This window comes from Streptomyces sp. NPDC057136 (assembly GCF_042670885.1).
Taxonomy (GTDB): domain Bacteria; phylum Actinomycetota; class Actinomycetes; order Streptomycetales; family Streptomycetaceae; genus Streptomyces.
On the sequence record NZ_JBHUUV010000003.1, the window covers coordinates 59,682 to 84,479 of the forward strand.

Below are 24,798 nucleotides of genomic sequence, written 5' to 3' on the forward strand. Positions count from 1 at the left end.
AAACGCCACAGCCCTTCCTTCGTTGGGAGAACGGTTGTTTACTGAATGGCATGAGTCACACCGCCGGCATCCGCCAGACCCAGAAACTGAAGACGCGCCAGGCGCTGCTGGACGCCGCGCTCCGCCTCCTGGAGCACCAGAGCCTGAGCAGCCTGGGGCTGCGTGAGGTGACCCGCGCGGTGGGTGTGGCCCCGACCGCCTTCTACCGCCACTTCGAGGACACGGCGGCGCTCGGTGTGGCCCTGGTCGAAGAGACGCTGGGCAGCCTGCACGGCATGATCGGCGCGATCCTCGCCGAGACGGGCGACAGCGAGGTGCGCCTGGACCGCAGTGTGGAGCTGATAGCGCGCCATGTCGGCGAGCAGCCCGCCCACTTCCGCTTCATCGCCCGTGAGCTGCACGGCGGCGTCGGCCCGGTCCGCGCGGCCATCGCCGCCCAACTCGGTCTGTTCGCCGCGGAAGTGGCCGCGGCGCTCGGCACGGAGCCGGAGTCGGCGGGCTGGAACCAGGAGGACCTGCTGATGCTGGGCGGGCTGTACGTGGACCACATGGTCCTCACCACCTCCGCCCTCCTGGAGGCGGGCCCCGACGGCGAACGAGAGGTGATCCAGGTGGCCCGCAGACGGCTGCGCCTGGTGACGCTGGGCCGGGCGCACTGGCTCGACGGCAGCTCGTAGGGCTCGTACGGGACTCGCTCGCAACGCCCGTACGAGGCCCTAGGGTCGGTCTCATGAGCGACTGGGTTCTGGACCGGACATTCACGAGTTCGTCGGGCGAGGTGCGCTGGGCGGTGCTCGGCCCCGAGGAGGCGCCGCCGGTCGTCCTGGTGCACGGCACGCCGTTCTCCTCGTACGTGTGGCGTGGCGTCGCCCGCGCGCTGGCACAGGACCACCGGGTGCACGTCTGGGATCTGCCCGGCTACGGCGCGTCCGAGAAGTACGCGCTCCAGGACGTCTCGCTGCGCGCCCAGGCCGTCGTCCTCACCGAGCTACTCGGCCACTGGGGACTGCGCGAACCGGCCGTGGCCGCCCACGACTTCGGCGGCTGCGTCGCCCTGCGCGCCCACCTGCTGCACGGGGCCCGATACCGCCGCCTCGCACTCGTCGACCCGGTGGCGCTGGCTCCGTGGGGCTCATCCACGTACCGGCTGCTCGGCAGTCATCCCGAGGTCTTCGGGCAGCTGCCGCCCGGGCTTCACCGGGCGCTGGTGAAGGAGTACGTCGGCTCCGCGAGCCACCCGGGGCTGCACCCGGATGTGCTCGACCGGCTCGTCGCGCCGTGGTGCACGGAGGACGGGCAGCCCGCGTTCTACCAGCAGATCACGCAGAACGACCAGCGGTTCACGGACGAGATCCAGGAGAGGTACGGGGAGCTGGAGCTGCCCGTACTGATCTGCTGGGGCACCGAGGACACCTGGATTCCGGTCGCCCGGGGGCACGAGCTGGCCGGGCTGATCCCGGGCGCGGTCCTGCGCCTCATCCCGGGGGCCGGGCATCTCGTCCAGGAGGACGCACCGGCCGAACTGACCGCGGCGCTCGCGGGTTTCCTGCGGGCGGGGTGAGCGGGCGCGGGAGCGCCCCATACCCGTGGCCGGTCACAGCCATCCGGAGCGCTGTGCCTGCAAGGCCATCTGGAAGCGGTTCGCGGCGCCCAGCCGGGCCATCAGGATCTGCAGGCGGCGGAACAGCGTGCGGCGGCTGATTCCCATCTCGCGGGCGATGACGTCGTCGCTCGCGCCGCCGGCGAGGAGCCACAGGAGGCGGCGATCGGCTGGCGGCAGGCCGCCCGGGGCGGTGGTGCGGCCGTGGAACGGCAGGGCGTTCTGCCAGGACTGCTCGAACAGTGCCATGAGCGCGGAGAGCAGACCGCACGGCTGCACGACCAGCATGGTGTTGTGCACGTCGGCCTCTTGGATCGACAACGACACGAGTGCGTACGCCTCGTCGATGATCACGAGTTTGACCGGCACCGACGGCAGCACCCTGGCCTGTTCGCCGGCCTTGACGCACGGTTCGATGACGTCTTTCAAGCGGCCCGGATGCTCCAGCGACTCCCGCGAGTACACGACACGCTGCGTCACACCGCGGGCGAGCGTGGCCAGCGCGTCGTCCGTGGCGCCGGGCAGGGGGAAGTACGGCGGTGACTCGAACTGCCGGATCTGGTCGCGGGCGCTGGCCCAGGCGTGACGGACCCTGGGGCCGATGGCATCGCCGGTGACGACCTCGACGAGATGGTCGTTGTACGCGGCGAGCCGCTGCCGCCGGAACGACTCGAATGCGCCCCCGACGGTGATGCGCGACTCCTCGACCTCGGCCGCCCGGTGCCGGGCGAGGATCTCCAGGCCCGCGGTGGGCGGAACCGGGGCCACCACGCCTTCACCCACCTCGGCGGCACTGGCCAGACCCGCGTCGACCAGGGTGACGTACGCCGTGGTGAGCTCCTCATCGCCCAGACCGGCTGCGGTTCCGATCGCACTCAGCGGAGCAGGGGCCAGCTCCAGCAGCGCCAGATAGACCTGGACCGCCGCGTGATCGATTCCCAGAAGCCGAAGGGCATCGCCGAGTTTCGCGTTCGTCATACACCGCATTATCGACGGCTCCCGTCAGGGGCGGTGGCTGATCTGTGCCAGTGGCACTCCTGGGCACCAAGCGTGCGCCGTGCGCCATACCGTCCAGGAACCGCCGGCGACCGGCAACCCTCCAGAAGAAGGTGTTCGACGTGGCGAAAGGCCGAAAGAACGGTCTCTACTCAGGGATCTCCGAAGAGCTGTCCGCGCTGATGCGGACGGGCTGGGCGGACACCGAGCAGCACGACCTGCGGCTCGGCGAGCAGGCTCCGTACGCGGCCCTCCGCCGCGCCGCGCTCTCCGCGCGCTTCCCCGGCGAGCGCCTCGTGATCCCCTCCGGGAATCTCAAGGTCCGTTCGAACGACGACACTTACTCCTTCCGCCCCTACTCGGGCTACGTACACATGACCGGGGACCAGGCCCGGGACGGCGCTCTCGTCCTGGAACCCCGCGCGGACGGCGGCCACGACGCCTACTGCTACCAGCTGCCGCGGGACAGCAGGGACAACGACGAGTTCTGGACCGGCGCCACGGCCGAGCTGTGGATGGGCCGGCGCCACTCCCTCGCCGAGGCGGCGCTCGTACTCGGCCTGCCCTGCCGCGACGTCCGCACGGCGGCCCGCGACCTGGCAGCCGCCTCCGGTGCGCCGACCAGGATCGTCCGTGGTCTCGACGCGTCCCTGGAGGCCGCCGTCACCACCGAGGAGGAGCGCGACGCCGAGCTGGAAGGGGCGCTCAGCGATCTCCGCCTCGTCAAGGACGAGTGGGAGCTGGCCGAGCTCCGCAAGGCCGTTGACTCCACCGTGCGGGGATTCACCGATGTGATCGGTGAGCTCTCCGGGGCGATCGCGTCGTCCGAGCGGTGGATCGAGGGCACGTTCTTCCGCCGCGCCCGTCTTGAGGGCAACTCCGTAGGCTACGGCTCGATCTGCGCCGCGGGCGAGCACGCCACGATCATGCACTGGACGGACAACGACGGTCCGGTGCGCCCCGGCGACCTGCTCCTGCTCGACGCCGGCGTGGAGACGCACACCCTCTACACCGCCGACGTCACGCGCACGCTTCCGATCGGCGGGACCTTCACGCCTCTGCAGCGCAAGGTCTACGACGCGGTGTACGAGGCCCAGGAGGCCGGCATGGCCGCCGTCAAGCCCGGCGCCGCGTACCGCGACTTCCACGAGGCGGCCCAACGTCACCTGGCAGCCCGGCTGGTCGAGTGGGGCTTCATCGAGGGCCCCGCCGACCGCGCGTACGAACTCGGCCTCCAGCGCCGCTTCACCATGGCGGGCACCGGTCACATGCTCGGTCTGGACGTCCACGACTGCGCGCAGGCGCGGAACGAGGCGTACGTCGACGGCGTACTGGAGCCGGGCATGGTGCTCACCGTCGAGCCCGGCCTGTACTTCCAGCCGGACGATCTCACCGTGCCCGAGGAGTGGCGCGGCATCGGCGTCCGGATCGAGGACGACCTGGTCGTCACCGACGACGGCCACGAGAATCTGTCGGCGGGCCTGCCGCGGTCGGCGGACGACGTCGAGGCATGGATGGCTCGCTGCGCGGGTTGAGTGCGGCCCGGCCGGCCGCGTCGCCCGGACCCGTGTGCGGGCCCACCGCCACCGAGCGCCCGCCGTGCGAGCGGGCCAGATAGACGGTGCCCATCCCGCCGGCGCCCAGCTCTGACGTTGCTCTTCGACGCTCTTCGACGGAAGAACGGCACTCCTCAGGCGCGCGGGGCCCTGGCCAGTTGGCGGGACTGGGCGACCAGGCGGTCCGCGCTGTCCCAGACGTCCGCGTCCTCCTCCAGGAAGCCGCCCGCGAGGTTCCGGGTGGTGATGGAGACGCGCAGCGGTCCGGGGGCCGGGCGGCAGCGGATGTGGGTCGTCAGCTCGATCGTGGGCGTCCAGCCCTTGAGGCCCAGCTCGAACGAGGTCGGCGGCATGGCGTCCACCGTGAGCAGCAGGGAGAGCGGGTCCGCGTCGCGGCCGTCCGCCAGGCCGAACCAGCCGCGCATTTCGCCCTTGCCGGACGGTGCGCCGATGGCCCAGCCGATCGTCGCCGGGTCGAGCTTGATGTCGAGGCGCTCGGTGATGGCGGAGCTGCCGGGGATCGGGGCCGGTCCGTCGCTCGGGCCGAGGCACTGCTCCAGCGGCGGGATCGCGGGCGGCTGCGCCGAGGTGCGGATGTCGTCGGTGAGGCCGTCCAGGTCGCCGTAGGTGGCGAGGACCCGGATGCGTTCGGTCTCGGTACCGTCCTCCGCGTACTGGAAGAGGGACGCCTGGCCGGTGGAGAGCGTGCGGCCGGTGCGGACGATCTGCGTACGGATCACCGCGGGGCCGGGCTCGGAGGCGGTGAGGTAGTGCGCCGAGACCGAGAACGGGTCGGAGTGCGGAAGTGCCTGCCCGAGGGCCCGGCCGAGCATGGCCAGGAGATATCCACCGTTGACGGCGCGGATGATCGTCCACCCGGCGGAGAGTTCCGCGTCGTAAACGCCCTCCTCGCGGAGCGTGACCGCGGTGTCGCGGTCGAACTCGCTGTCCCCGATGGTTGCCTGCGCTGTCCGCGCCATCTGCGCTGCCTGTGCCATGGAATGCACGGTACACCGATGTATTACTGAGCGGTAGCTTTTTGGCGGCCAGTGCCGTGACCGAATATGTTTACCTGGTTTCGCGACCTTCGGCCGCTCTCTGTCCTCAATCTCCCCCATTGCCTGAAGCATGGGGCCCCCGACGGGCTTGATTTCAGCCCTCGTCGGCCGTCGCCGAGCGGCGGTTGTACGCACGAGGCGCCCGCCAGTGGAAGCGCATCGCCAGCAGCCGCAGAGCGAACGCGGTGATCACCGCCGTACCGCTGGTGAAGGCATTCAGTGTGTCGAAGCGGATACACAGGACGACCATCGCGGCCCCGACGATCGCGGGCACCGCGTACAGATCGCGGTCCCAGCGCAGCAGCGAGGGCACCTCATTGGCCAGTACGTCGCGCAGGACACCGCCACCGACCGCGGTGGTGAGTCCCAGGGCCGCCGATGCGGTCAGGCCGAGGCCGTACTCGTACGCCTTCACCGTGCCGGTGACGCAGAAGAGCCCGAGACCGGCGGCGTCGAAGACGTTGACGCCGACCTGGATGCGCTCGACGTGGGGGTGCAGGAAGAAGACCAGTCCCGCGGCGAGCAGCGGGGTGGTGAAGTAGCCGAGATCCGTGAAGGCGGCGGGCGGGATCGCGCCGATGATCACGTCACGGAACAGCCCTCCGCCCAGCGCTGTCACCTCGGCGAGTACCGCGATGCCGAAGACATCGAAGTTCTTGCGTACGGCGAGCAGTGCGCCGGAGATCGCGAAGACGAAGATTCCGGCGATGTCGAGCGCATGCTGGACGGAGGGCGTGAACAGTTCGAGGAGCACCCGGGCAATTGTGCCGGTACTACTCCTTCGGGCTGTCCCCCGGCTCCTCGGGCTCCTTCGGAGCCGCCGGTTCCGGAGCGGGTTCCGGAGCGACTTCCTCCGGCTCCTTCTTCAGGGCCACGATCTCGATCGCTTCCCGCGCCGTCGCCAGCACGGTGTCGCCCGGGACCTGGTCCGGCGCGTTCTCCGGGTGGTGGCAGGCCACCTGGTGCCCGGTCTTCAGCGCGACCAGCGGCGGCTCCTGCGTCTTGCAGACCTCCGTCGCCTTCCAGCAGCGCGTGTGGAAGCGGCAGCCGCTCGGCGGCGAGATGGGCGAGGGGACATCGCCCTTCAGCAGAATCCGCTCGCTCTTGGCCGACCGACGCCTGGGGTCGGGGATCGGCACCGCCGACAGGAGCGCCTTGGTGTAGGGGTGCATCGGCGCCTTGTAGAGCGACTCGCGGTCGGCCAGCTCCACGATCTTGCCGAGGTACATCACCGCGATCCGGTCCGAGACGTGCCGGACCACCGAGAGGTCGTGGGCGATGATCACGTACGTGAGGCCCAGCTCGGTCTGGAGGTCGTCCAGGAGGTTGACGACCTGCGCCTGGATGGAGACGTCCAGCGCCGACACCGGCTCGTCGGCCACGACCAGCTTCGGGTTGAGCGCGAGCGCCCTGGCGATCCCGATGCGCTGGCGCTGGCCGCCGGAGAACTCGTGCGGATAGCGGTTGTAGTGCTCGGGGTTGAGGCCGACCACCTCCAGCAGCCGCTGCACTTCCTTCCTGACGCCGCCCTCGGGCTTGACGCCCTGCAGCTTGAAGGGAGCTCCGACGATCGTGCCGATCGTGTGCCGCGGATTCAGCGAGGAGTACGGGTCCTGGAAGATCATCTGCATGTCCCGGCGCAGCGGACGCATGCCGCCGACACCGAGGTGCGTGATGTCCTTGCCCCCGAACTCGACCGTGCCCGCGGTCGGTTCGAGCAGCCGCGTGATCAGCCGGCCCATCGTCGACTTACCGCAGCCGGACTCCCCGACCACACCCAGGGTCTCCCCCGCGTGCACCTCGAAGTCGATCCCGTCGACGGCCCTCACCGCACCGGTCGTGCGCTGGAGCAGGCCCTTCCTGATGGGGAAGTGCTTCTTCAGGCCGCTCACCCGGAGCAGCACCTCCGGAGAGGCGCTCTTGCCGGAGGCCCTCTGCGCGGGAACGTCGGCGCTCTTGTCCTGGCTCGTCACGGCTTTGTCCTCGCTTTTGTCCTCGCTCACAGCTTGGGCGCAATCTCTTCGGTCCAGATACGCTCCCGCTGCTCCTGCGACATGTGGCAGGCGGCCGAGTGCCGGCTGCCGACCTCCAGCAACTCGGGCCGCACGGTGCGGGTGACGTCGTCCTTGGGCAGATCCGCGTACGGGCAGCGCGGGTTGAAGGCGCAGCCCGACGGGATGTTGATGAGCGAGGGCGGGGAGCCCTTGACCGGGATGAGCCGCTCGGTCTGGTCCCGGTCGAGGCGCGGCATGGAGCCGAGCAGTCCCCAGGTGTAGGGGTGCCGCGGTTCGTAGAACACCTTCTCGGCCGGTCCGCGCTCCACGCAACGCCCGCCGTACATCACAAGGATGTCGTCGGCGAGCTCCGCCACCACGCCCAGGTCGTGCGTGATGACGATGACCGCGGAGCCGAACTCCTTCTGCAGATCCCGGATCAGGTCGAGGATCTGCGCCTGCACGGTCACGTCGAGAGCCGTGGTCGGCTCGTCGGCGATCAGCAGCTCGGGGTTGTTGACCAGCGACATCGCGATCATCGCGCGCTGACGCATACCGCCGGAGAACTCGTGCGGATAGCTGTCGACGCGCTTGTCGGGCTGCGGGATGCCGACGCGGTCGAGCATCTCGACGGCGCGGGTGCGGGCCGCCTTCTTGGTGACGTTGTGATGGACCCGGTACGCCTCCACGATCTGCTTGCCGATCGTGTAGTACGGGTGCAGCGCGGACAGCGGGTCCTGGAAGATCATCGCCATGTCCCGGCCGCGGAGCTTGCGCACCTCGTCCGGGTCGCTGGACAGGAGTTCCTTGCCGTTCAGCCAGATCTCGCCGGAGAGCTGGGCCTTGCGCTTGCCGTACTGGCCGGCGGTGTGCAGACCCATGATCCCGAGCGAGGTCACGGACTTGCCGGAGCCGGACTCGCCCACGATGCCGAGGGTCTTGCCCTTCTCCAGCGTGAAGCTGAGCCCGTCGACGGACTTGACCAGGCCGTCGTCGGTCGGGAAGTGCACCTTCAGATCGCGGACGTCGAGGAAGGCGTCGGATGCGGGCGAGGCGGAGGCGACGGGCTCGCCCAGGGCGGCTCCGCTCTTGCTCAGCTCGGTCATGACAGCCTCACTCGGGGGTCGATCACGGCGTACAGGATGTCCACGACGAGGTTGGCGATGATCACCGCGAGCGAAGTGATCAGGACGACGCCCAGGATCACCGGCAGGTCGCGCTCTCTGATCGCCTGGAGCACCGCCTGGCCGAGGCCGGGAAGGCTGAAGGCGGTCTCGGTGAGGATCGCGCCACCGATGAGTGCGCCGAGGTCCATGCCGAGCATGGTCAGGATCGGTGTCATGGTCGAGCGCATGGCGTGTTTGCCGATGACGACCGGCTCGCTCAGGCCCTTGGCCCGGGCGGTACGGATGTAGTCCTCGCCCATGACTTCGAGCATGGTGGCCCGGGTGATGCGGGCGTACATCGCCGCATACAGGAAGGCGAGAGTGACCCAGGGCAGCAACATGCCCTGGAACCAGCCGCCGACACTGTCCCCGATGGGCACGTATCCGGAGTCGATCCAGCCGAGTCCGTAGTCGAAGACCGCGAGGGAGACCATGGCGGTGAAGTAGATCGGCAGCGAGACGCCCGCGAGCGCGACGACCATGGCCGAACGGTCCCACGTCGTGCCCCGCTTGAGGGCGGAGAGCACACCGGCCGCGACACCGAAGAGCAGCCACAGGACGGCCGCGCCGAGCGCGAGCGTCATGGTGACCGGAAGACGGTCGGTGAGCACCGGCCAGATGGCCTGCTCGCTGCGGAAGGAGTAGCCGAAGCAGGGCATGGCGCAGTTCGTGACGTCGCCGCCCGAGGCGTAGGTACGCCCGACGAAGATGCCCTTGAAGAACTCCATGACCTGGATGAGGATCGGTTCGTCCAGCGCGAGCTTCTGCCGGATGCCTTCCACTGCCGCCGCGTCCGAGGTCTTGCCCACGTACATCGTGGCGGGGTCGACGCCGGTCCACTGGGGGATGAGGAAGAAAATGCAGAAGACCACCACGACGATGACCACAAGCATTACTGCGACGGCCATGAGCCGCCTGATGAGGTATGTGAGCACTGCTCTCGGCCCGGCGGGGGACCGCGGGCCACCGGAGGTCGTCCGATGGCCCGCGGCGCACCGCTCCGGCCTTCACCTGCCTTTCGTGCCGTACGGCGGGTGTGCCGGTGTGGTGGTTACTTCACAACGCCCAGGCTGGCGAAGTCGTACGTACCGCTGTAGGCGTCCGTCGTGTAGACGTTCGTCAGTCGCGGGGAGCGCCAGTTGATGAACTTCTCGAAGACGAAGGGCAGGTAGTACGCGCCCTCCATCACCTGGTGGTTGATCTCCGTGGAGATGGCCTTCTTCTTCTCCGCGTCGAGCTCGACGGAGAACTTGTCGAAGTTGGCGTCGATCGCCTTGTCGTCGATCATGGCGAAGTTGTTGTTGCCGCTCTCGAGGATGTAGCTGCTGTCCCAGAGGGGCGCGCCATAACCCTGGACCGAGGGGAAGTCCGGTCCCCAGCCCATGATGATGATTCCGTAGTTCTTCTTCTTGACCACGGACGGGTTACCGATGATGCCCGAAGTCTGCGAACCGTCGAACTTGTCGATGTCGACCTTGATGCCGATCTTGCCGAGCGACGCCTGGAGCGACTCGGCGGTGGCGACCTCGACCGGCTTGTTGTTACGCACGGCGATCGTGGTGGAGAACCCGTCGGGCTTGCCACAGGCCTTCAGCGCGGCCTTGGCCTTGGCGGTGTCCGGCGCACCGTCGTTGGCGGAGGTGCCGTACGGGTCGTACTTCTGGCCCTCGGAGCCGGGCACCGACGGGGGCAGCATGTTGGTGCCGATGTCGCCACCGGCGACCGGGCCGCCGCGCGCGGTCTGGAGCGACTTGTGGTCGGCTCCGTAGATGACGGCCTTGCGGCAGTCGATGTTGTCGAACGGCGCGACGTTCTGCGGGAAGACCGCGTAACGGATGTAGCCCGAGACCGGGTTGTCCAGGTTCTCCTTGTGCTCCTTCAGCGCCTTGATACGGCCCTGCGGGGAGAGACCCGTCTGGTTGATGTCCAGGTCGAAGTCGCCGGCGATCAGGCGGTTGTCCATGTCGTCCGCGTTGGAGAACAGGTTCAGCGTGATCTTGTCCGGGAGCGCCTTGCGGACCGGGTCCGAGGCCTGCTTCCAGTTCGTGTTGCGGACCAGCACCACGGACTTGCCCGGCGAGTACGACTCGAACTTGTACGGGCCGGAAGAGAACGGCTTCAGGCCGTACTTCGACTTGGTGTCCTTGTCCTGACGGACCGGCGAGGACGAGGTCAGCGCCAGGATCTCCTCGAAGTCCGAGTTCGCCGTCGGAAGCTTGAAGATGATGGTCTTCTCGTCCGGCGTCTCGATGGCCTTCAGGCCCAGCTTGTCCTTCGAGGTGTCCTTGTACGGACCCTTGTACTCGCCCTTGGGGTCGAGGATGTCACGCAGGTAGACCGGGCCACCGGACAGCACGTCCTGCGCCCACTGGCGCTCGATGCCGTACTTGATGTCCTGGGAGGTGATCGGCTTGCCGTCCTCCCACGTGACGCCGTCGCGCAGGGTGTACGTGTAGGTCTTGCCGCCGTCCGTGATCTTGGCGCGCTCGGTGGCGAGGTCCGGCGTCAGCTCGGCTCCGGCCTTGCCCGGCTCGGCCTTGCCGGTGACCAGCTGGCGGCTGTAGTAGCGCATGAAGTTCCACACGAAGCCGTAGTAGCCACGCGTGGTGTCCCAGGAGTCGGCGTCCTGGGCACCGGCGAACTTCAGCGTGCCGCCCTTCTTCGCCGAGGCGTTGGCGACCTTGTTGTTGGCCGCGTCGAAGCCGGCCGCCGAACCGCCCTTGTCCTTGCCGTCCTTGCCGTCATCACCGCCGCCGCACGCCGCGGTGGAGAGCAGCGCCGCGACCACGGCAGCAGCGGCCACTGCCTGCTTGCGCCGTGCGTTCCGTCGGGTAGTCACGATTCGGATCCTCCGTGTGTAGAAGCGGCCCGTGCGGTGCACGGGCTCCGCGGGGTACGGCAGTCAGCGGGAGCCCTTCGGGTCGAGCGCATCACGTACGCCGTCGCCGAAGAGGTTGAAGGAGAGCACGGTGATGAAGATGGCCACACCCGGGACGACCATGTACATCGGGTCGGCCTCGTAGTAGCTCAGAGCCGCGGACAGCATCTCGCCCCAGGAGGCGGAGGGCGGCTTCACTCCGACACCCAGGAAGCTCAGGGCCGCCTCGGTGAGGATGTTGGTCGGGATCATCATCGTGGCGTACACGATGATGGGCGCGACGAGGTTGGGCAGGAGCTCCTTGAAGAGGATGTAGATCCGCCCGGCCCCGAGGCTGCGGGCGGCGTCCACGTACTCCCGCTCGCGCAGGGACAGCGTCTGGCCGCGGACGACCCGGCCGACGTACGGCCAGCCGAAGAATCCGATGACCAGGATCATCACGAAGAGCCGGACTCCGGTACCGGTCAGACCCAGCATCTCGTTCGGCATGACGGAGACCAGCGCGATGATGAAGAGGAGCTGCGGGAAGGCGAGCAGCATGTCCATCACGCGGCTGATGATCGTGTCCAGCCAGCCGCCGAAGAAGCCCGCGAGTACACCGAGGATGGTGCCCAGCACGATGGCGACCACGGCGGAGGCGAAGCCGACGAGCAGCGAGACCTGGGCGCCGTAGACGATGCGGGCGAAGATGTCGCGGCCGCTGACCGGCTCGATCCCGAGCAGATGCTCCGAGCTCATCCCGCCGAACGATCCGATGGGCGTGGAGAAGAGAGGGTCGATCAGTTCTTCGTGGCGCTCGTACGGCGACTGCCCGACCAGACTCGTGATCAGCGGCGCCAGCACGGCGACGAGGACGAGCACCAGCACCACGACGCCCCCGCCGAGGGCCAGCTTGTCCCGCTTCAGACGCTCCCAGGCGATACGGCCCAGGGAGCGGCCTTGCACCGCCTTCTCCGGGACGCCGGCCTCGAATCCCGCCGTCGGGGCCGCTTCCGTTGTCGGCTCGTGAAGTGGTGCCGTCATCGTGCCAGGGACCCCTCTCAACCGGCGGTGGCCGGTACACACTTGCCGCTGTGGCGGCTTGATCAGTCCGTTTGTGTTCAGGGACGGAACATCCCTTGTTGCGGGAGTCTTCATCGGGGCCGCGACAGGTTGCCAGACTTGGCGGTGAATGGATGCCTAACCGTGATGCACCAGGACCGATCCGTTATCCGGACGCACGTGAACGCCCCCCGGACACAGGGAGGTTGGCGTGGATTAGGGTACGGACCACCGCCAACGCCGCGTTGGGTGGCACCAGCAATCAGAGGGGGTGAAATGCAACTCGCCCCCCGATTGGGGGCGAAACGGCCGGATGGCCCCTAGAAGGCGCGCGGGGCCGTGCCTGCGGCCGGCGGGTAGCCGTATCCGGGCGCGGCGGGCGGCTGTCCGGCCGGGGCGTGTGCCTCGCGGTCGTAGAACGGCCGGGCGTTGGCGCGCAGCCACATCGCGACGGGGTCGTACTCGTCGGACATGGAGACGGTGGAGACGGGCAGGCCGTCGGGAACCGCTCCGATCGACTGCTGCATCATCGCGCGCACGGCGTCGACGGAGGGCCGGCCGGTGTCGTAGAGATCGAGGCCGATCGCGAGATACGGGACGCCGAGCGCGGGCTGCACCCAGGCGCGGCGCAACGAGCGGACGGCCGGGGTGCGGTGGGCGTTCTGGGTGAGCATGGCGTAGAACTGCGGGATCTCGATGGCGGGCTCGGAGAGCCGCAGCGGTCCCGCGGGCATCCGGTCGAGGCCGGTGGCGATCCGGCGCAGGTCGAGCCAGGGGATGCCGACGCCGCCGCCCGGGGCGTGCGGGTTGAGCCAGATCCCCCAGCGGTCGGGGAAGAGCGCGCGGGCGATGTCACGTCCGGTGACCAGCTCGTGGGCGCGGTTCCAGCCGCTGGCCGAGAGCTCCTGGGCGGAGGTCACGCAGGGGGCGTAGCCCAGCCCGTCGACCTCCATGTTCCCGTACTGGGCGTCGGGGGAGCCCGCGGTGCCGTGCCAGAGGAGCATCCAGACCCGGCCGTCGGTGAGGGCCTGGAGAAGAGCTTCGTACGCGTCGTAACGCCCGGGCGTCACCTGGCCCAGCATGTGCTCGATCTGCCCGGCCGCCGCGGTGCCTGACGCGCTCACCCTGGGTCCCGCCCCTCATCGATCCGCTGTGTCGCCCCGCCACTTCCGGGCACACGGGTGCGACCCCGCCATGCCATCAAACCAGCTTATGCCTCGCTTCTGACACCGACTTGACGACGGTCGGTGTCCTGCGCGCCGGATCGGCGTCGGTCGCCCTGGTGGATCAGTGTCCGTCGCGCCGGTAGAAGGGACGTATCTTCTCGCGCATCCAGTCCCCGACGGGGTCCTGCGCCACGTCGAGCAGGACGAGATTGACCGGCCAGGGCGGCTGGACCCGGCCGAGCGCACGGCCGAGTGCGTCCATCGGGGCGCTCTGCCCGGCGCCGTCCCAGGTGGCGAACTCGACACCGACGAAGAGGACCGGGTCGCCGCCCTCGATGCTTGCCAGCGCCCGGCGGGCGGTGCTCACGACGCCGGTCGCCTGGAATTCGCCGGACACCGCGGCGAGGAAGTCGACGGGGTCCTCCTGCCAGTCCGGCTCGTGGAGCGTGACCCGGCCGCCGCCGGCGGGACCGTCCAGCGGGGTGCGGCCCGCCCGGCACAGTTCGGCGACGGCGGGCGGTGGCAGGGGCAGGCCGACGGCGCCGCCCGGGTTCACGGCGATGCCGACCTGCGGGGGCAGGCCGCGGGCGAACTCGCGGGCGGGCGCCACGGCGAAGGAGAGGTGGGTGCCGACGCACAGCAGGAACTGGGCCTCGGAGCTGTACACGGGGACGTACGCGGCGCCGTCGATGTCCATCATCGGCAGATCGAGGTCGGCGGCGGCGGGATTGCCGCCGTTGGGCAGCGGCACCCAGAGCCGGCTGCGGCCGAGCACTTCGAGCAGCCGGCCGCCCGCTTCCGGGACGCCGAGGGAGGCGACCAGTACTTCTTCGAGCTCGTTGGCCGGCCAGCCATGGTGCGGCTGCGTCTCGAACGGCGCCGGATTGTCCACTGGTCCCCTGCTTCCCCTTCTTGTCCTGCCTTGCGGCAGCGATCGTAGACGAGCGGCGCCCACCGACCGGGCGAGAGGACCTACGTCCGTGCGAACGAGATCCGGTCGAGTGCGTCCGCGGCCTCGCGGTCCAGCAGCACCGCCGAGGCGCATCCCGCCGGGAGCAGCCCGGTCTCGGTATCGCGCATCAGCCTGCCGACCGAGCGCCGGTGGCGGGCGAAGGCGTAGCCGGAGACTCCGCGTCCGCGCTCCCGCTGGCCCTCCCTGGCCACCTCGGGGGTGACGTCGAGCAGCACGAGGTGCAGGATGCGGCCCCGGCGCCGGGCGTCCCGGGCCAGCCAGCGCCGTACCCAGGTCTGCGTACCGCAGTCGTGGACCACGACGGCCTCACCGGAACGCAGGGCCTGCCAGAGCCCGGTGTAATGGGCGGCCCTCACGAGAGGGCGATAGAGGGCGTACGGGAGTAAACGCGGCAGGGCGCGGGCCCAGCGGTCCCTGGTGTCCTGGGAGTCGATCGCCCGGTCCGTCACGGTGCGGCGGATCAGGGTCGACTTGCCGCTGCCGGGCAGCCCGGAGACGACCACCACATCGCCCGCGGCGAAGTCCAGGCTGCGCGGGCTGCGCCCGTCCCGGCTGCGCAGATCGCGCACGACGGGTGCGTGCGTGCCCAGCACCTCGCGGACGGGCGCCGCCTGCTGCGGCGGCACCGCGCCGTGCGCGACCCCCGCGGTCGTCGCGTAACGCTGCAACGTCATCGCCTCCCCGTGTCCGGTGACCCACGTCTGCCCAAGAAGTGTAAAGAAATGGTAATGCGGCACAACCCGGCTCACCGGCCCTTATCCGTCGGGACCGGACGCCCCACTCTCCCGTACGGCGTGCGATGATGACCCCGCCAACTGCATACCGGCCGTTTGAATCCGCGCGGGAGAGTTCCGGACACTGTGTGTGCCGGGCGCCGAAGGAGCAAGTTCCTCCCTTGAATCTCTCAGGCCCCGTACCGCGTGGATGAGGCAGATCTGAAAAGCGAGCCGTTCCGCGGCTCCACCCAAGGTGCAAGCCGACCTCTGTAGGGACGACCCCTTCAGGGCCTCTCGGCGAACCTCTCAGGTTCCGATGACAGATGGGGAGGGATCGTCCTCTGTCGTCATGCCCTGGAGCCATATCCATGAGCACTGCCCCGAGCACTGCCCCCCGTCATACCGCGCTGGATGCCCTGCACCGTTCGCTGGGCGCGACCATGACCGACTTCGCGGGCTGGGACATGCCGCTGCGCTACGCCAGTGAGCGCGACGAGCACAACGCCGTACGCACCAGGGCCGGTCTCTTCGACCTGTCGCACATGGGCGAGATCACGGTCAAGGGCCCGCAGGCCGTCAACCTGCTGAACCACGCGCTCGTCGGCAACATCGGCACGATCGGCCTCGGCCGCGCCCGCTACACCATGATCTGCCGCGAAGACGGCGGAATCCTGGACGACCTGATCGTGTACCGCCTGGCCGAGACCGAGTACATGGTGGTCGCCAACGCGGGCAACGCGCAGATCGTCCTCGACGCGATCACCGAGCGTGCCGCCGGTTTCGACGCCGTCGTACGGGACGACCGTGACGCGTACGCGCTGATCGCCGTCCAGGGCCCGGAGTCCCCCGGCATCCTCAAGTCCGTCACGGACGCCGACCTCGACGGACTCAAGTACTACGCGGGCCTGCCCGGCACCGTCGCCGGCGTCCCCGCGCTGATCGCCCGTACCGGCTACACCGGCGAGGACGGCTTCGAGCTCTTCGTCGCCCCCGAGCACGCCGAGCAGTTGTGGAAGGCCCTCACCGAGGCCGGCGCCCCTGTCGGCCTGATCCCGTGCGGGCTCTCCTGCCGCGACACGCTGCGCCTGGAGGCGGGCATGCCGCTGTACGGGCACGAGCTGACCACCGCGCTGACCCCGTTCGACGCGGGTCTCGGCCGGGTCGTGAAGTTCGAGAAGGAGGGCGACTTCGTCGGGCGCGGGGCCCTCCAGGCCGCGGCCGAGCGCGCCGAGACCGCTCCCCCGCGCAAGCTCGTCGGCCTGATCGCCGAGGGCCGCCGGGTCCCCCGCGCCGGCTTCCAGGTGGTGGCCGACGGCAAGGTCATCGGCGAGGTCACCTCCGGTGCCCCGTCGCCCACGCTGGGCAAGCCGATCGCCATGGCGTACGTGGACGCGGCGCACGCCGCGCCCGGCACCGCGGGCGTCGGAGTCGACATCCGGGGCACCCACGAGCCGTACGAGGTCGTGGCCCTGCCGTTCTACAAGCGCCAGAAGTGATATCCGGGACATCCCGGCGTTCCTGGCGTGACGCAGTTGCGTCTCACACCGTAAGACCACCGTTCATCAGCACTCCCCCGCGTACAGGAGAATTCAGGTCATGAGCAACCCCCAGCAGCTGCGGTACAGCAAGGAGCACGAGTGGCTGTCGGCCGTCGAGGACGGTGTGGCCACGATCGGCATCACCGAATTCGCCGCCAACGCGCTCGGTGACGTCGTCTACGCCCAGCTCCCCGAGGTCGGTGACACGGTGACCGCGGGCGAGACCTGCGGCGAGCTGGAGTCGACCAAGTCGGTCAGCGACCTGTACTCGCCGGTCACCGGCGAGGTCACCGCGGCGAACCAGGACGTCGTGGACGACCCGTCGCTGGTGAACTCCGCTCCCTTCGAGGGCGGCTGGCTGTTCAAGGTACGCGTCGCGGACGAGCCGAAGGACCTGCTCTCCGCCGACGAGTACACCGAGTTCTCCGGCAACTGAGACCCAAGGGATCCCCTGATGTCGCTTCTCAACTCCTCCCTCCACGAGCTGGACCCGGACGTCGCCGCCGCTGTCGACGCCGAGCTCCACCGTCAGCAGTCCACCCTCGAAATGATCGCCTCGGAGAACTTCGCTCCGGTCGCGGTCATGGAGGCGCAGGGCTCCGTCCTCACCAACAAGTACGCCGAGGGCTACCCGGGCCGCCGCTACTACGGTGGCTGTGAGCACGTCGACGTCGTCGAGCAGATCGCGATCGACCGCATCAAGGCGCTGTTCGGCGCCGAGGCCGCGAACGTCCAGCCGCACTCGGGTGCGCAGGCCAATGCCGCGGCGATGTTCGCGCTGCTGAAGCCGGGCGACACGATCATGGGCCTGAGCCTGGCCCACGGCGGTCACCTGACCCACGGCATGAAGATCAACTTCTCCGGCAAGCTCTACAACGTGGTCCCGTACCACGTCGACGAGACCGGCATCGTGGACATGGCCGAGGTCGAGCGCCTGGCCAAGGAGACCAAGCCGAAGCTGATCGTCGCGGGCTGGTCCGCCTACCCGCGTCAGCTCGACTTCGCCGCCTTCCGCCGCATCGCGGACGAGGTCGGCGCGTACCTGATGGTCGACATGGCGCACTTCGCCGGTCTGGTGGCCGCGGGCCTGCACCCCAACCCGGTGCCGCACGCCCACGTCGTCACGACCACCACGCACAAGACCCTCGGCGGTCCGCGCGGTGGTGTGATCCTGTCGACGCAGGAGCTCGCCAAGAAGATCAACTCGGCGGTCTTCCCCGGTCAGCAGGGTGGCCCGCTGGAGCACGTGATCGCGGCCAAGGCCGTCTCGTTCAAGATCGCGGCGGGCGAGGAGTTCAAGGAGCGCCAGCAGCGCACCCTGGACGGTGCCCGCATCCTCGCCGAGCGTCTGGTGCAGCCGGACGTCACCGAGGTCGGCGTCTCCGTCCTCTCCGGCGGTACGGACGTGCACCTGGTCCTCGTCGACCTGCGCAACTCCGAGCTCGACGGCCAGCAGGCCGAGGACCGGCTCCACGAGCTGGGCATCACGGTCAACCGGAACGCCATCCCGAACGACCCGCGGCCGCCGATGGTCACCTCGGGTCTGCGGATCGGTACGCCGGCCCTGGCCACCCGCGGTTTCCAGGCCGAGGACTTCACCGAGGTCGCGGAGATCATCGCGTCGGCCCTGAAGCCGTCCTACGACGCCGATGACCTCAAGGCCCGCGTCATCGTGCTGGCCGAGAAGTTCCCGCTGTACCCCGGCCTCAAGTAGGGCGTGTCCGGCGGATCAGGGTCGGACAGGCCGCGGCCCCGGCCATGATCCGCCGGAAGCGCCCCAGGTCATCCGCAGTTTGCACATCCGGTGGGGGCACCGCGCACACTGAACAGTGAGCACGGTGCCCCCACCGCTGCCCCGCGCTCCGCGGGCCCGCCGGCCCGTTCCGCACCTCCCGGCAGACAACGGCGTCTACCAAGCCTTTTTAGGAGTCCTCCCGTGGCCATCTCGGTCTTCGACCTCTTCTCGGTCGGCATCGGCCCGTCCAGCTCCCACACCGTCGGTCCGATGCGCGCGGCCCGTATGTTCGCCCGCCGTCTGAAGAACGAGGGCCTGCTGGCCCACACCGCTTCGATACGGGCCGAGCTGTACGGTTCGCTCGGCGCGACCGGCCACGGCCACGGCACCCCCAAGGCCGTCCTGCTCGGCCTGGAGGGCGAGTCGCCCCGTACGGTCGACGTCGAGGGAGCCGACGCACGCGTCGAGGAGATCCGCTCCTCCGGGCGCCTCAACCTCCTCGGTATGCACGAGATCCCCTTCGACACCGACGAGCAACTGGTCCTGCACCGCCGCAAGGCACTGCCGTACCACGCCAACGGGATGACGGTCTTCGCGTACGACGCCGAGGGCGCCCCGCTCCTGGAGAAGACGTACTACTCGGTCGGCGGCGGCTTCGTCGTCGACGAGGACGCGGTGGCCGGGGAGAACCCGATCGTCCCGGACGACACCGTGCTCAAGCACCCCTTCCGCACCGGCGACGAGCTGCTGCGTCTCGCCCGCGAGACCGGTCTGTCCATCTCCTCGCTGATGCTGGAGAACGAGAAGGCCTGGCGCACCGAGGCCGAGATCCGTTCCGGTCTGCTGGACATCTGGCGCGTCATGCAGGCGTGCGTCGCGCGCGGCATGGCCACCGAGGGCATCCTTCCCGGCGGCCTGAAGGTCCGCCGCCGCGCCGCGAACTCCGCCCGCCAGCTGCGGGCCGAGGGCGACCCGCAGGCCAACGCCATGGAGTGGATCACCCTCTACGCGATGGCCGTCAACGAGGAGAACGCCGCGGGTGGCCGTGTCGTCACCGCCCCGACCAACGGCGCCGCGGGCATCATCCCCGCCGTTCTGCACTACTACATGAACTTCGCGGCCGGCGGCTGCACCGAGGCCGAGAAGGAGGACAGCGTCGTACGCTTCCTCCTCTCCGCCGGAGCCATCGGCATGCTCTTCAAGGAGAACGCCTCGATCTCCGGCGCCGAGGTCGGCTGCCAGGGCGAGGTCGGCTCCGCCTGCTCCATGGCGGCGGGCGCCCTCGCCGAGGTGCTCGGCGGCTCGGCCGAGCAGGTGGAGAACGCCGCGGAGATCGGCATGGAACACAACCTGGGTCTGACCTGCGACCCGGTGGGCGGCCTCGTCCAGATCCCCTGCATCGAGCGCAACGGCATGGCGGCGGTCAAGGCCGTCACCGCGGCCAAGATGGCTCTGCGCGGCGACGGCACACACAAGGTCTCCCTCGACAAGGTCATCAAGACCATGAAGGAGACCGGCGCCGACATGAGCGTCAAGTACAAGGAGACGGCGCGCGGCGGGCTCGCGGTGAACATCATCGAGTGCTGACGTTGCGGGGCGGGCCGGGGTTCCGGCGCCGGCCGGAGCCCCGCCCCCCGGGTCAGCTGGTGGGGAAGGAGTCGGGGGTGCTGATCCGGCTCTTGAGCAGCGCCCCCGATTCGGTCAGCACACCACTGCTGCTGTAGTCGCTGCCGTTGCAGGTGCCGGGCCTGAACGCCGCGCTGCTCTCGTCGGCGTCGGAGTAGGTCCAGTTCGCGTAGCCGATCTTCAGCTGATCGAGCAGGTCCAGCCAGGCCGTGGTGCTCGCCCGGTCCATCGCTCCCCCGCCGGTGGCGCTCACCGTACCGAACTCGGTGACGAACAGCGGAAGTTGGGAGGCCGCCCGGCTCAGCGTTGCGCGGTAGGCGTCCTTGTGGCTCGCGGCGTAGAAGTGGAACGCGTACATGATGTTGGTGGCCCTGACGGGATTGTTGACGACCTCGCTCTCGTTGGAGCCGTCCGAGACTCCCAGTGAGGACCAGCCGCGGGTGCCGACGATGACGACAGCGTCCGGGTCGGCGGCCCGGATCACCGGGATGACCTGTTCGGCGTAGCTCTTGACGGCCGCCCAGCTCACACCGTTGGGCTCGTTGGCGATCTCGTAGATCACGTTCTTCTTGTCGGCGTTGCGGGCCGCGACGGACGCGAAGAACGTCTTCGCGCGATCGAGGTTGTAGTTCGGGTCACCCGGCGTCAGGGTATGGAAATCGATCATCGCGTACATGCCGCGCGCCTCGGCCATGTCGACGAGGCTGTTCACCCGGCTGGTGAAGCCCGCCGGGTCGGTCTCGTAGCCACTCTCCTGGACGTACATGGCGACGCGCAGCAGGTCCGACTTCCAGTCCTTCGCCAGCGCATCCACGGACGCGGCGTTGTAGCAGTCGCTGAACCACTGAATGCCGTGCGTGCTCATCCCCCGCAGTTGTACGGGGCGGTCGTACTGGTTGCACAGGTGTACGCCGCAGACGTGCAGCTGACCGTTGATGTCCACGGGGGTGCCGGTGCCCGGGCCGGGCGGGTCGACGGGCGGGGGCTCTTCGGCGGAGCCCGTACAGGCGACGCCGTTGAGTGTGAACGCCGTGGGCTTCGGGTTGGCGCCCGTGAAGGAACCCACCAGTCCCGCCTCGGCCGACGCGCCGGTGGCCAGTGCGCGGTTCCAGTCGACGCCGACGGCGGTGGCCGTGGAGCCGGACTGCGACCAGGTGGCGTTCCAGCCCTGGACGACCTTCTGCCCCGCGTCGGGCATCGTGAACTTCAACGTCCATCCGGCGACGGGTTCACCCAGGTTGGTCACCTTCACTCGGGCCTGGAAGCCGCCCTGCCACTGGCTGGTGACCGTGTAGTCGACCTTGCATCCGGTGGCAGCCACCGCCTGGGGACTGAACAGGGCGGTGAGGCCCAGAATCGTCGCGCAGGTCGCCAGTGAGGCCAAGAAGCGTTTCACAGCATTTCTCCTCGTACTCAGTGGGGGACGGGTTGGCCGCTCATCGTCGTGATGTCGTCGCGCAGACCTTGTCGTTCAGCCTGAAGACCTGCGGGTCGTTCACGAGGCCGGTGGGCCGGCCGTTGAAGCCGAACCGCACGGTGCCGCCGGGCGTGAGAGTGGCGTTCCAGCTCAGGGCCTCGGCGGTGACCCGGGGACCGGTCTGCCGGACGGCGGCGCCCCAGGTGTCGGTCACCCGCTGCTGGTCGGCGAACGTCCAGTCGAGCTGCCAGGGCTGAACGGGCAGGGTGCCGGTGTTCTTCACCACGACCTGGGTGGTGAAGCCGTTGCCCCAGCGCTGCGAGGTGTAGGTGACCTCGCACTGCGTCTTCACGGTCTCACCGCTCCCCAGATCGTCCACGTAGGACGCGACCCAGGCGAGCGGGGCGTTCCAGTTGATGGTGATCTCGTTCGTGGCCCAGGACTCGATGTCGTCGATGTAGCACATCGCCGGTGCGCAGCCCTTCAGTTTGGCCTGCGCGACCGGGTCCTCGATGGAGGCGTTCGGGCCACCGGCCAGGGACCCGGGTGCGGGATGCGGCAGGGCCGGGTCGAGCTGGTGGGCCCAGAAACGGTGGTGCTGGTTGCGCGAGTCCCGCTCGCCGTATCCGGTGACGTAGGACTGGTTCAGCGCGTTGCGGCCCAGGAGGTAGTCCAGTCCGCGCAGTACGGCGTCACGGTAGGCGGTTTTGCCGGTCAGGTCGTGCGCCGAGCCCAGGACGACCATGTTGTTGGCGACCTGACTGTTCGAACCCCATACGTAGTGCCCGTTGTCGGGAGCGTACGGAAGCCCGTACGCGGCCTCGGCCGAGTCGGCCGCGTAGCCGTCGGCGGCTTCGGTCACCATGCCCCGCACCCTCGTGAGCTGGTCGGCGGAGAGCTTGCTCGGCACGTTCGCGAGGTTCAGCGCGCCGAGCCCGGCGACCGACCCCCAGGACATGCCGCCGCGCGGGAAGACCGCGTCGGTGTCGCCGTGCAGCGGGGAGTCGACGACTGCGTTGCGGTACCCGTCCTCGCCTGTGGTGAGGAAGAGTTCCGCCGCTGCCCAGTAGAACTCGTCCCGCACGTCGTTGTCGTTGTAGGCGCCGCCACCCGTGCCGTCCTGCGGGTCGGCGAGGATGTCCGGGTGGGCCTTCGCCGCCGTCCACGCCGTCCGCGCGGCTTCCAGGCACCGGGTGGCGAAGTCCGCGTCGTAGACCCGGAAGAGGCGGGCGCACTGGGCAGCGGTGGCCGCCAGGTTGAGGGTGGCCGCCGTGGTCGGCGGATGCAGTTCCCTGGGCTGGGGGTCGCGGTCCGGCCGGGTCGGCAGTCCCGTCCACGCCTTGTCGTGCAGCTTGTGGTGGGCCATGCCGGCCAGCGGCTCCCCCGCGGGCACCTGCATCCGCATGAGGAACTCCAGCTCCCAACGGGCTTCGTCGAGGATGTCGGGAGTGGCGTTGCCGTGTTCGGGGAGCCGGAGTTCGCCGTCGCCGAGCGGCCCGGCGTCGGCGGTCTCCTCGTACAGGGTCCGTTCGAACGTGGACATCAACTGCCCGAGGGCTATTCCTCCGTTGACGACGTACTTGCCGTGGTCACCGGCGTCGTACCAGCCTCCCGCCGCGTCGAGACGGTAGTCGCACACGCCAGGCTGGCAGGGCACGTCGTTGTCGCCCTGGTTGGGGCTCACGCCGATGTGGCCGGCCGGCCGCGCGTACTGCTCGCCCACGATCTCCGCGTCGATCTCGATGCCGCTGCGGTTGTGGTAAAAGTACGCCAGCGCGTCGGTGCGCAGCGACGCGTACAGGTCGTCGCCGATGGCGAAGGGCTCGCTCTCCTCCCCCGCGACCGTGACGGTGTAGCCCTCCCCCGGCGTGGTCACCGCACTGAAGTCGAAGGTGTGGACATTCTGCCGCGAGGCGGTGTCCACGCTCGCCGGAGTGGTGGTGCCGTCGGCCAGGCGTGTCCCGTCGGCGGAGTCGAGCGTCCACGGCAGCGGGCCGGCCTCGTCGGTGACGACGGTGCCGCCCTTGGGGCCGTGCGTGAGGTATCCGACCTGGTTGACCCGGACCGGGGATCCGGTGTCCGGTTCGTACGGCGGTGGCGCGGTCCCGCCGCGCAGCGACACGTCGTCGATACAGAAGGTGAGCGCCTCGGCGCTGCCCCCGATCTGGAAGACGAGCTGTGCGTCCTCGTGGTCGGCTCCGGCCGTGAAGGTCTCGGTGACGCGTTCGGCGGTCGTCCCGACCGGCTGCGCGGTGGCGAGTTCCGTGGTCCACGGTTCGGTCGCCATCTGCACGTTGGCGCGCATGGTGACCGGCACGGTGGACGTCGCCGTGTAGCTCAGGGTGTATCCCTCGCCGGCGGTGAGGGCGAGCCCGTTCTGCCCGACGATGGCGTCCCAGGCGTTGGCCGTGCCGGCGGGGACATCGGCACAGAGGCGTCCGTCCGAGACCGCGACGGGACTGTTGGCCGTCGACCACCAGGGGGCGGTGCCCGCGGAGAATTCCCCGTTGACGATGACCTCGGGGGCCTCGTCGGCGGGTTCGGCCGCACCGGCGGGTGCGACGAGACCGGCGGCCAGCAGCCCGGCGGTGGCCGCCAAGCCCACTAATACACCTGCGCCTCCGGAACGGCCCGGTCGGCGGAACGTACGGGACGGGCGGGGAGAGAGCGGCTGAGGTCGCGGCACACTGAAGTCCTTACGGGAGGGGGGAAAGGCACGCAGTGACTGGCGCACCGGCGTTGCATCCGGTTGGGTGATCAGGAATGGGAGCGCTCCCAATCTCGTAGATCGCGAGACGCGCCGTCAAGCTGTTGGACAGGATTCGCCGCCACTGTGGGGTTCGGGGGACGTTCGGCCGACCTCCACGCGGAACGGTGGCGCCTGCTCCTGGGGTCGGAATCTTCCGGGGTGAAGTCAAAAATCCGCTCGGCGCATTTTGTTCCGATGGGTTGTCAGGACACGGCCACACTCCTACAGTCCCCTACGACTCAGCAGTGGGAGCGCTCCCAATAGTAGGTGGCCGGGGCTCCCGATTCCGTGCTCGCCCCATCGCCTCCCACGCACAGGACGCGGACCCCGGCGACCCCGCCTGTCCCGTCAGCAGTGTGTGGAACGGTGCGCTGACCACGGGGTCCGGTGGCACGCTCACAGTCAAGAACCTCGACTACAACCGGACCATCCCGCCGGAGGGCAGCGCCACCTTCGGGTTCACGGCGACATCGACCGGCAACGACTTTCCGGTCGGCTCGATCGGCTGCGTCAACCCGTAGCCACTGAGCAGGCAGCGCCGGTTCCCGCATCGTGCGGGGACCGGCGCTGTCGTGCGTCCGGGCCCTGT

The 24,798-nt window shown here is 69.3% G+C and carries 20 protein-coding genes, 1 pseudogene and 1 riboswitch; of the genes and pseudogenes, 8 read left to right on the forward strand and 13 right to left on the reverse strand.

The features are described from left to right. Positions 1 to 50 precede the first annotated feature (50 nt). Both ACFT7S_RS04735 and ACFT7S_RS04740 read left to right on the forward strand, forming a co-directional pair. Complete coding sequence (locus tag ACFT7S_RS04735; RefSeq protein ID WP_382726939.1) at positions 51 to 677, forward strand: TetR family transcriptional regulator; 627 nt, start codon at positions 51 to 53, stop codon at positions 675 to 677. A 53-nt stretch (positions 678 to 730) separates the two neighbouring features. Beyond that, a complete protein-coding gene (locus tag ACFT7S_RS04740; RefSeq protein WP_382726940.1) occupies positions 731 to 1,561 on the forward strand; it encodes an alpha/beta fold hydrolase in 831 nt (276 codons plus the stop codon). A 33-nt stretch (positions 1,562 to 1,594) separates the two neighbouring features. Here the strand turns inward: ACFT7S_RS04740 and ACFT7S_RS04745 are convergent, their stop codons facing one another. Then, positions 1,595 to 2,578 carry a LuxR family transcriptional regulator gene (locus ACFT7S_RS04745; protein ID WP_382726943.1) on the reverse strand — a complete coding sequence of 328 codons (984 nt, stop codon included), beginning with the start codon at positions 2,576 to 2,578 and terminating at the stop codon, positions 1,595 to 1,597. Between the two features lie 140 nt (positions 2,579 to 2,718). Here ACFT7S_RS04745 and ACFT7S_RS04750 point away from each other — a divergent pair, with 140 nt between their 5' ends. Continuing rightward, complete coding sequence (locus ACFT7S_RS04750; protein WP_382726946.1) at positions 2,719 to 4,131, forward strand: aminopeptidase P family protein; 1,413 nt, start codon at positions 2,719 to 2,721, stop codon at positions 4,129 to 4,131. 155 nt (positions 4,132 to 4,286) lie between these two features. Here the strand turns inward: ACFT7S_RS04750 and ACFT7S_RS04755 are convergent, their stop codons facing one another. The 10 genes from ACFT7S_RS04755 to ACFT7S_RS04800 all read right to left on the reverse strand — a co-directional run bounded on the left by ACFT7S_RS04755 (position 4,287) and on the right by ACFT7S_RS04800 (position 15,102). Further along, entirely contained in the window at positions 4,287 to 5,150 is an 864-nt protein-coding gene (locus ACFT7S_RS04755; protein WP_382726949.1) for a thioesterase family protein, read from the reverse strand. A gap of 154 nt (positions 5,151 to 5,304) precedes the next feature. Next, positions 5,305 to 5,964 (reverse strand): trimeric intracellular cation channel family protein, encoded by a 660-nt coding sequence (locus tag ACFT7S_RS04760; protein WP_382726952.1) that lies wholly within the window; start codon positions 5,962 to 5,964, stop codon positions 5,305 to 5,307. 19 nt (positions 5,965 to 5,983) lie between these two features. Next, positions 5,984 to 7,183, reverse strand: a complete 1,200-nt coding sequence (locus tag ACFT7S_RS04765) for an ABC transporter ATP-binding protein (RefSeq protein ID WP_382726955.1) — start codon at positions 7,181 to 7,183, stop codon at positions 5,984 to 5,986. 26 nt (positions 7,184 to 7,209) lie between these two features. Beyond that, complete coding sequence (locus tag ACFT7S_RS04770; protein WP_382726957.1) at positions 7,210 to 8,310, reverse strand: ABC transporter ATP-binding protein; 1,101 nt, start codon at positions 8,308 to 8,310, stop codon at positions 7,210 to 7,212. Next, on the reverse strand, positions 8,307 to 9,305 hold the full coding sequence (locus ACFT7S_RS04775; RefSeq protein WP_382726960.1) for an ABC transporter permease: 999 nt from the start codon (positions 9,303 to 9,305) through the stop codon (positions 8,307 to 8,309). Before ACFT7S_RS04775 ends, ACFT7S_RS04770 begins: the two co-directional genes overlap by 4 nt. Positions 9,306 to 9,421: 116 nt before the next feature. Continuing rightward, the gene (locus ACFT7S_RS04780; RefSeq protein WP_382726963.1) at positions 9,422 to 11,209 is read right to left on the reverse strand and encodes an ABC transporter substrate-binding protein; all 1,788 of its coding nucleotides are present in this window, start codon (positions 11,207 to 11,209) and stop codon (positions 9,422 to 9,424) included. Between the two features lie 63 nt (positions 11,210 to 11,272). Next, a complete protein-coding gene (locus ACFT7S_RS04785; protein ID WP_382726966.1) occupies positions 11,273 to 12,271 on the reverse strand; it encodes an ABC transporter permease in 999 nt (332 codons plus the stop codon). A 338-nt stretch (positions 12,272 to 12,609) separates the two neighbouring features. Beyond that, complete coding sequence (locus tag ACFT7S_RS04790) at positions 12,610 to 13,413, reverse strand: enhanced serine sensitivity protein SseB C-terminal domain-containing protein (RefSeq protein ID WP_382726969.1); 804 nt, start codon at positions 13,411 to 13,413, stop codon at positions 12,610 to 12,612. A gap of 163 nt (positions 13,414 to 13,576) precedes the next feature. Beyond that, positions 13,577 to 14,347 (reverse strand): enhanced serine sensitivity protein SseB, encoded by a 771-nt coding sequence (locus ACFT7S_RS04795; protein ID WP_382726972.1) that lies wholly within the window; start codon positions 14,345 to 14,347, stop codon positions 13,577 to 13,579. A gap of 80 nt (positions 14,348 to 14,427) precedes the next feature. Beyond that, positions 14,428 to 15,102 carry an AAA family ATPase gene (locus ACFT7S_RS04800; RefSeq protein WP_382726974.1) on the reverse strand — a complete coding sequence of 225 codons (675 nt, stop codon included), beginning with the start codon at positions 15,100 to 15,102 and terminating at the stop codon, positions 14,428 to 14,430. A 157-nt stretch (positions 15,103 to 15,259) separates the two neighbouring features. Then, positions 15,260 to 15,357, forward strand: a riboswitch (glycine riboswitch). A gap of 155 nt (positions 15,358 to 15,512) precedes the next feature. On the opposite strand from ACFT7S_RS04800, the gene gcvT reads away from it, so the two are divergent. The 4 genes from gcvT to ACFT7S_RS04820 all read left to right on the forward strand — a co-directional run bounded on the left by gcvT (position 15,513) and on the right by ACFT7S_RS04820 (position 20,004). Next, positions 15,513 to 16,640 (forward strand): glycine cleavage system aminomethyltransferase GcvT, encoded by a 1,128-nt coding sequence (gcvT, locus tag ACFT7S_RS04805; protein WP_382726977.1) that lies wholly within the window; start codon positions 15,513 to 15,515, stop codon positions 16,638 to 16,640. A 100-nt stretch (positions 16,641 to 16,740) separates the two neighbouring features. Beyond that, positions 16,741 to 17,118, forward strand: coding sequence for a glycine cleavage system protein GcvH (gene gcvH, locus ACFT7S_RS04810; protein ID WP_382726980.1), 378 nt, complete (start codon positions 16,741 to 16,743; stop codon positions 17,116 to 17,118). Between the two features lie 18 nt (positions 17,119 to 17,136). Further along, positions 17,137 to 18,396 (forward strand): serine hydroxymethyltransferase, encoded by a 1,260-nt coding sequence (glyA, locus tag ACFT7S_RS04815; RefSeq protein WP_382726983.1) that lies wholly within the window; start codon positions 17,137 to 17,139, stop codon positions 18,394 to 18,396. 222 nt (positions 18,397 to 18,618) lie between these two features. Continuing rightward, positions 18,619 to 20,004 carry an L-serine ammonia-lyase gene (locus ACFT7S_RS04820; RefSeq protein WP_382726986.1) on the forward strand — a complete coding sequence of 462 codons (1,386 nt, stop codon included), beginning with the start codon at positions 18,619 to 18,621 and terminating at the stop codon, positions 20,002 to 20,004. A gap of 52 nt (positions 20,005 to 20,056) precedes the next feature. Here ACFT7S_RS04820 and ACFT7S_RS04825 read toward each other — a convergent pair whose 3' ends face one another. Further along, a complete protein-coding gene (locus tag ACFT7S_RS04825; protein WP_382726988.1) occupies positions 20,057 to 21,439 on the reverse strand; it encodes a cellulase family glycosylhydrolase in 1,383 nt (460 codons plus the stop codon). A 40-nt stretch (positions 21,440 to 21,479) separates the two neighbouring features. Continuing rightward, positions 21,480 to 24,059 (reverse strand): glycoside hydrolase family 9 protein, encoded by a 2,580-nt coding sequence (locus tag ACFT7S_RS04830; protein ID WP_382726990.1) that lies wholly within the window; start codon positions 24,057 to 24,059, stop codon positions 21,480 to 21,482. A 497-nt stretch (positions 24,060 to 24,556) separates the two neighbouring features. Between ACFT7S_RS04830 and ACFT7S_RS04835 the strand changes: the two are divergent. Next, a pseudogene (locus ACFT7S_RS04835) lies at positions 24,557 to 24,730 on the forward strand (cellulose binding domain-containing protein); the annotation flags it as partial. Positions 24,731 to 24,798 lie beyond the last annotated feature (68 nt).

Bases quoted from the DNA above. Each gene is read 5' to 3' on its own strand.
- ACFT7S_RS04735 (WP_382726939.1), top strand. From the start codon at position 51: ATGAGTCACACCGCCGGCATCCGCCAGACCCAGAAACTGAAGACGCGC.
- ACFT7S_RS04740 (WP_382726940.1), top strand. From the start codon at position 731: ATGAGCGACTGGGTTCTGGACCGGACATTCACGAGTTCGTCGGGCGAG.
- ACFT7S_RS04745 (WP_382726943.1), bottom strand. From the start codon at position 2,578: ATGACGAACGCGAAACTCGGCGATGCCCTTCGGCTTCTGGGAATCGAT.
- ACFT7S_RS04755 (WP_382726949.1), bottom strand. From the start codon at position 5,150: ATGGCACAGGCAGCGCAGATGGCGCGGACAGCGCAGGCAACCATCGGG.
- ACFT7S_RS04770 (WP_382726957.1), bottom strand. From the start codon at position 8,310: ATGACCGAGCTGAGCAAGAGCGGAGCCGCCCTGGGCGAGCCCGTCGCC.
- ACFT7S_RS04785 (WP_382726966.1), bottom strand. From the start codon at position 12,271: ATGACGGCACCACTTCACGAGCCGACAACGGAAGCGGCCCCGACGGCG.
- ACFT7S_RS04800 (WP_382726974.1), bottom strand. From the start codon at position 15,102: ATGACGTTGCAGCGTTACGCGACGACCGCGGGGGTCGCGCACGGCGCG.
- gcvT (WP_382726977.1), top strand. From the start codon at position 15,513: ATGAGCACTGCCCCGAGCACTGCCCCCCGTCATACCGCGCTGGATGCC.
- gcvH (WP_382726980.1), top strand. From the start codon at position 16,741: ATGAGCAACCCCCAGCAGCTGCGGTACAGCAAGGAGCACGAGTGGCTG.
- glyA (WP_382726983.1), top strand. From the start codon at position 17,137: ATGTCGCTTCTCAACTCCTCCCTCCACGAGCTGGACCCGGACGTCGCC.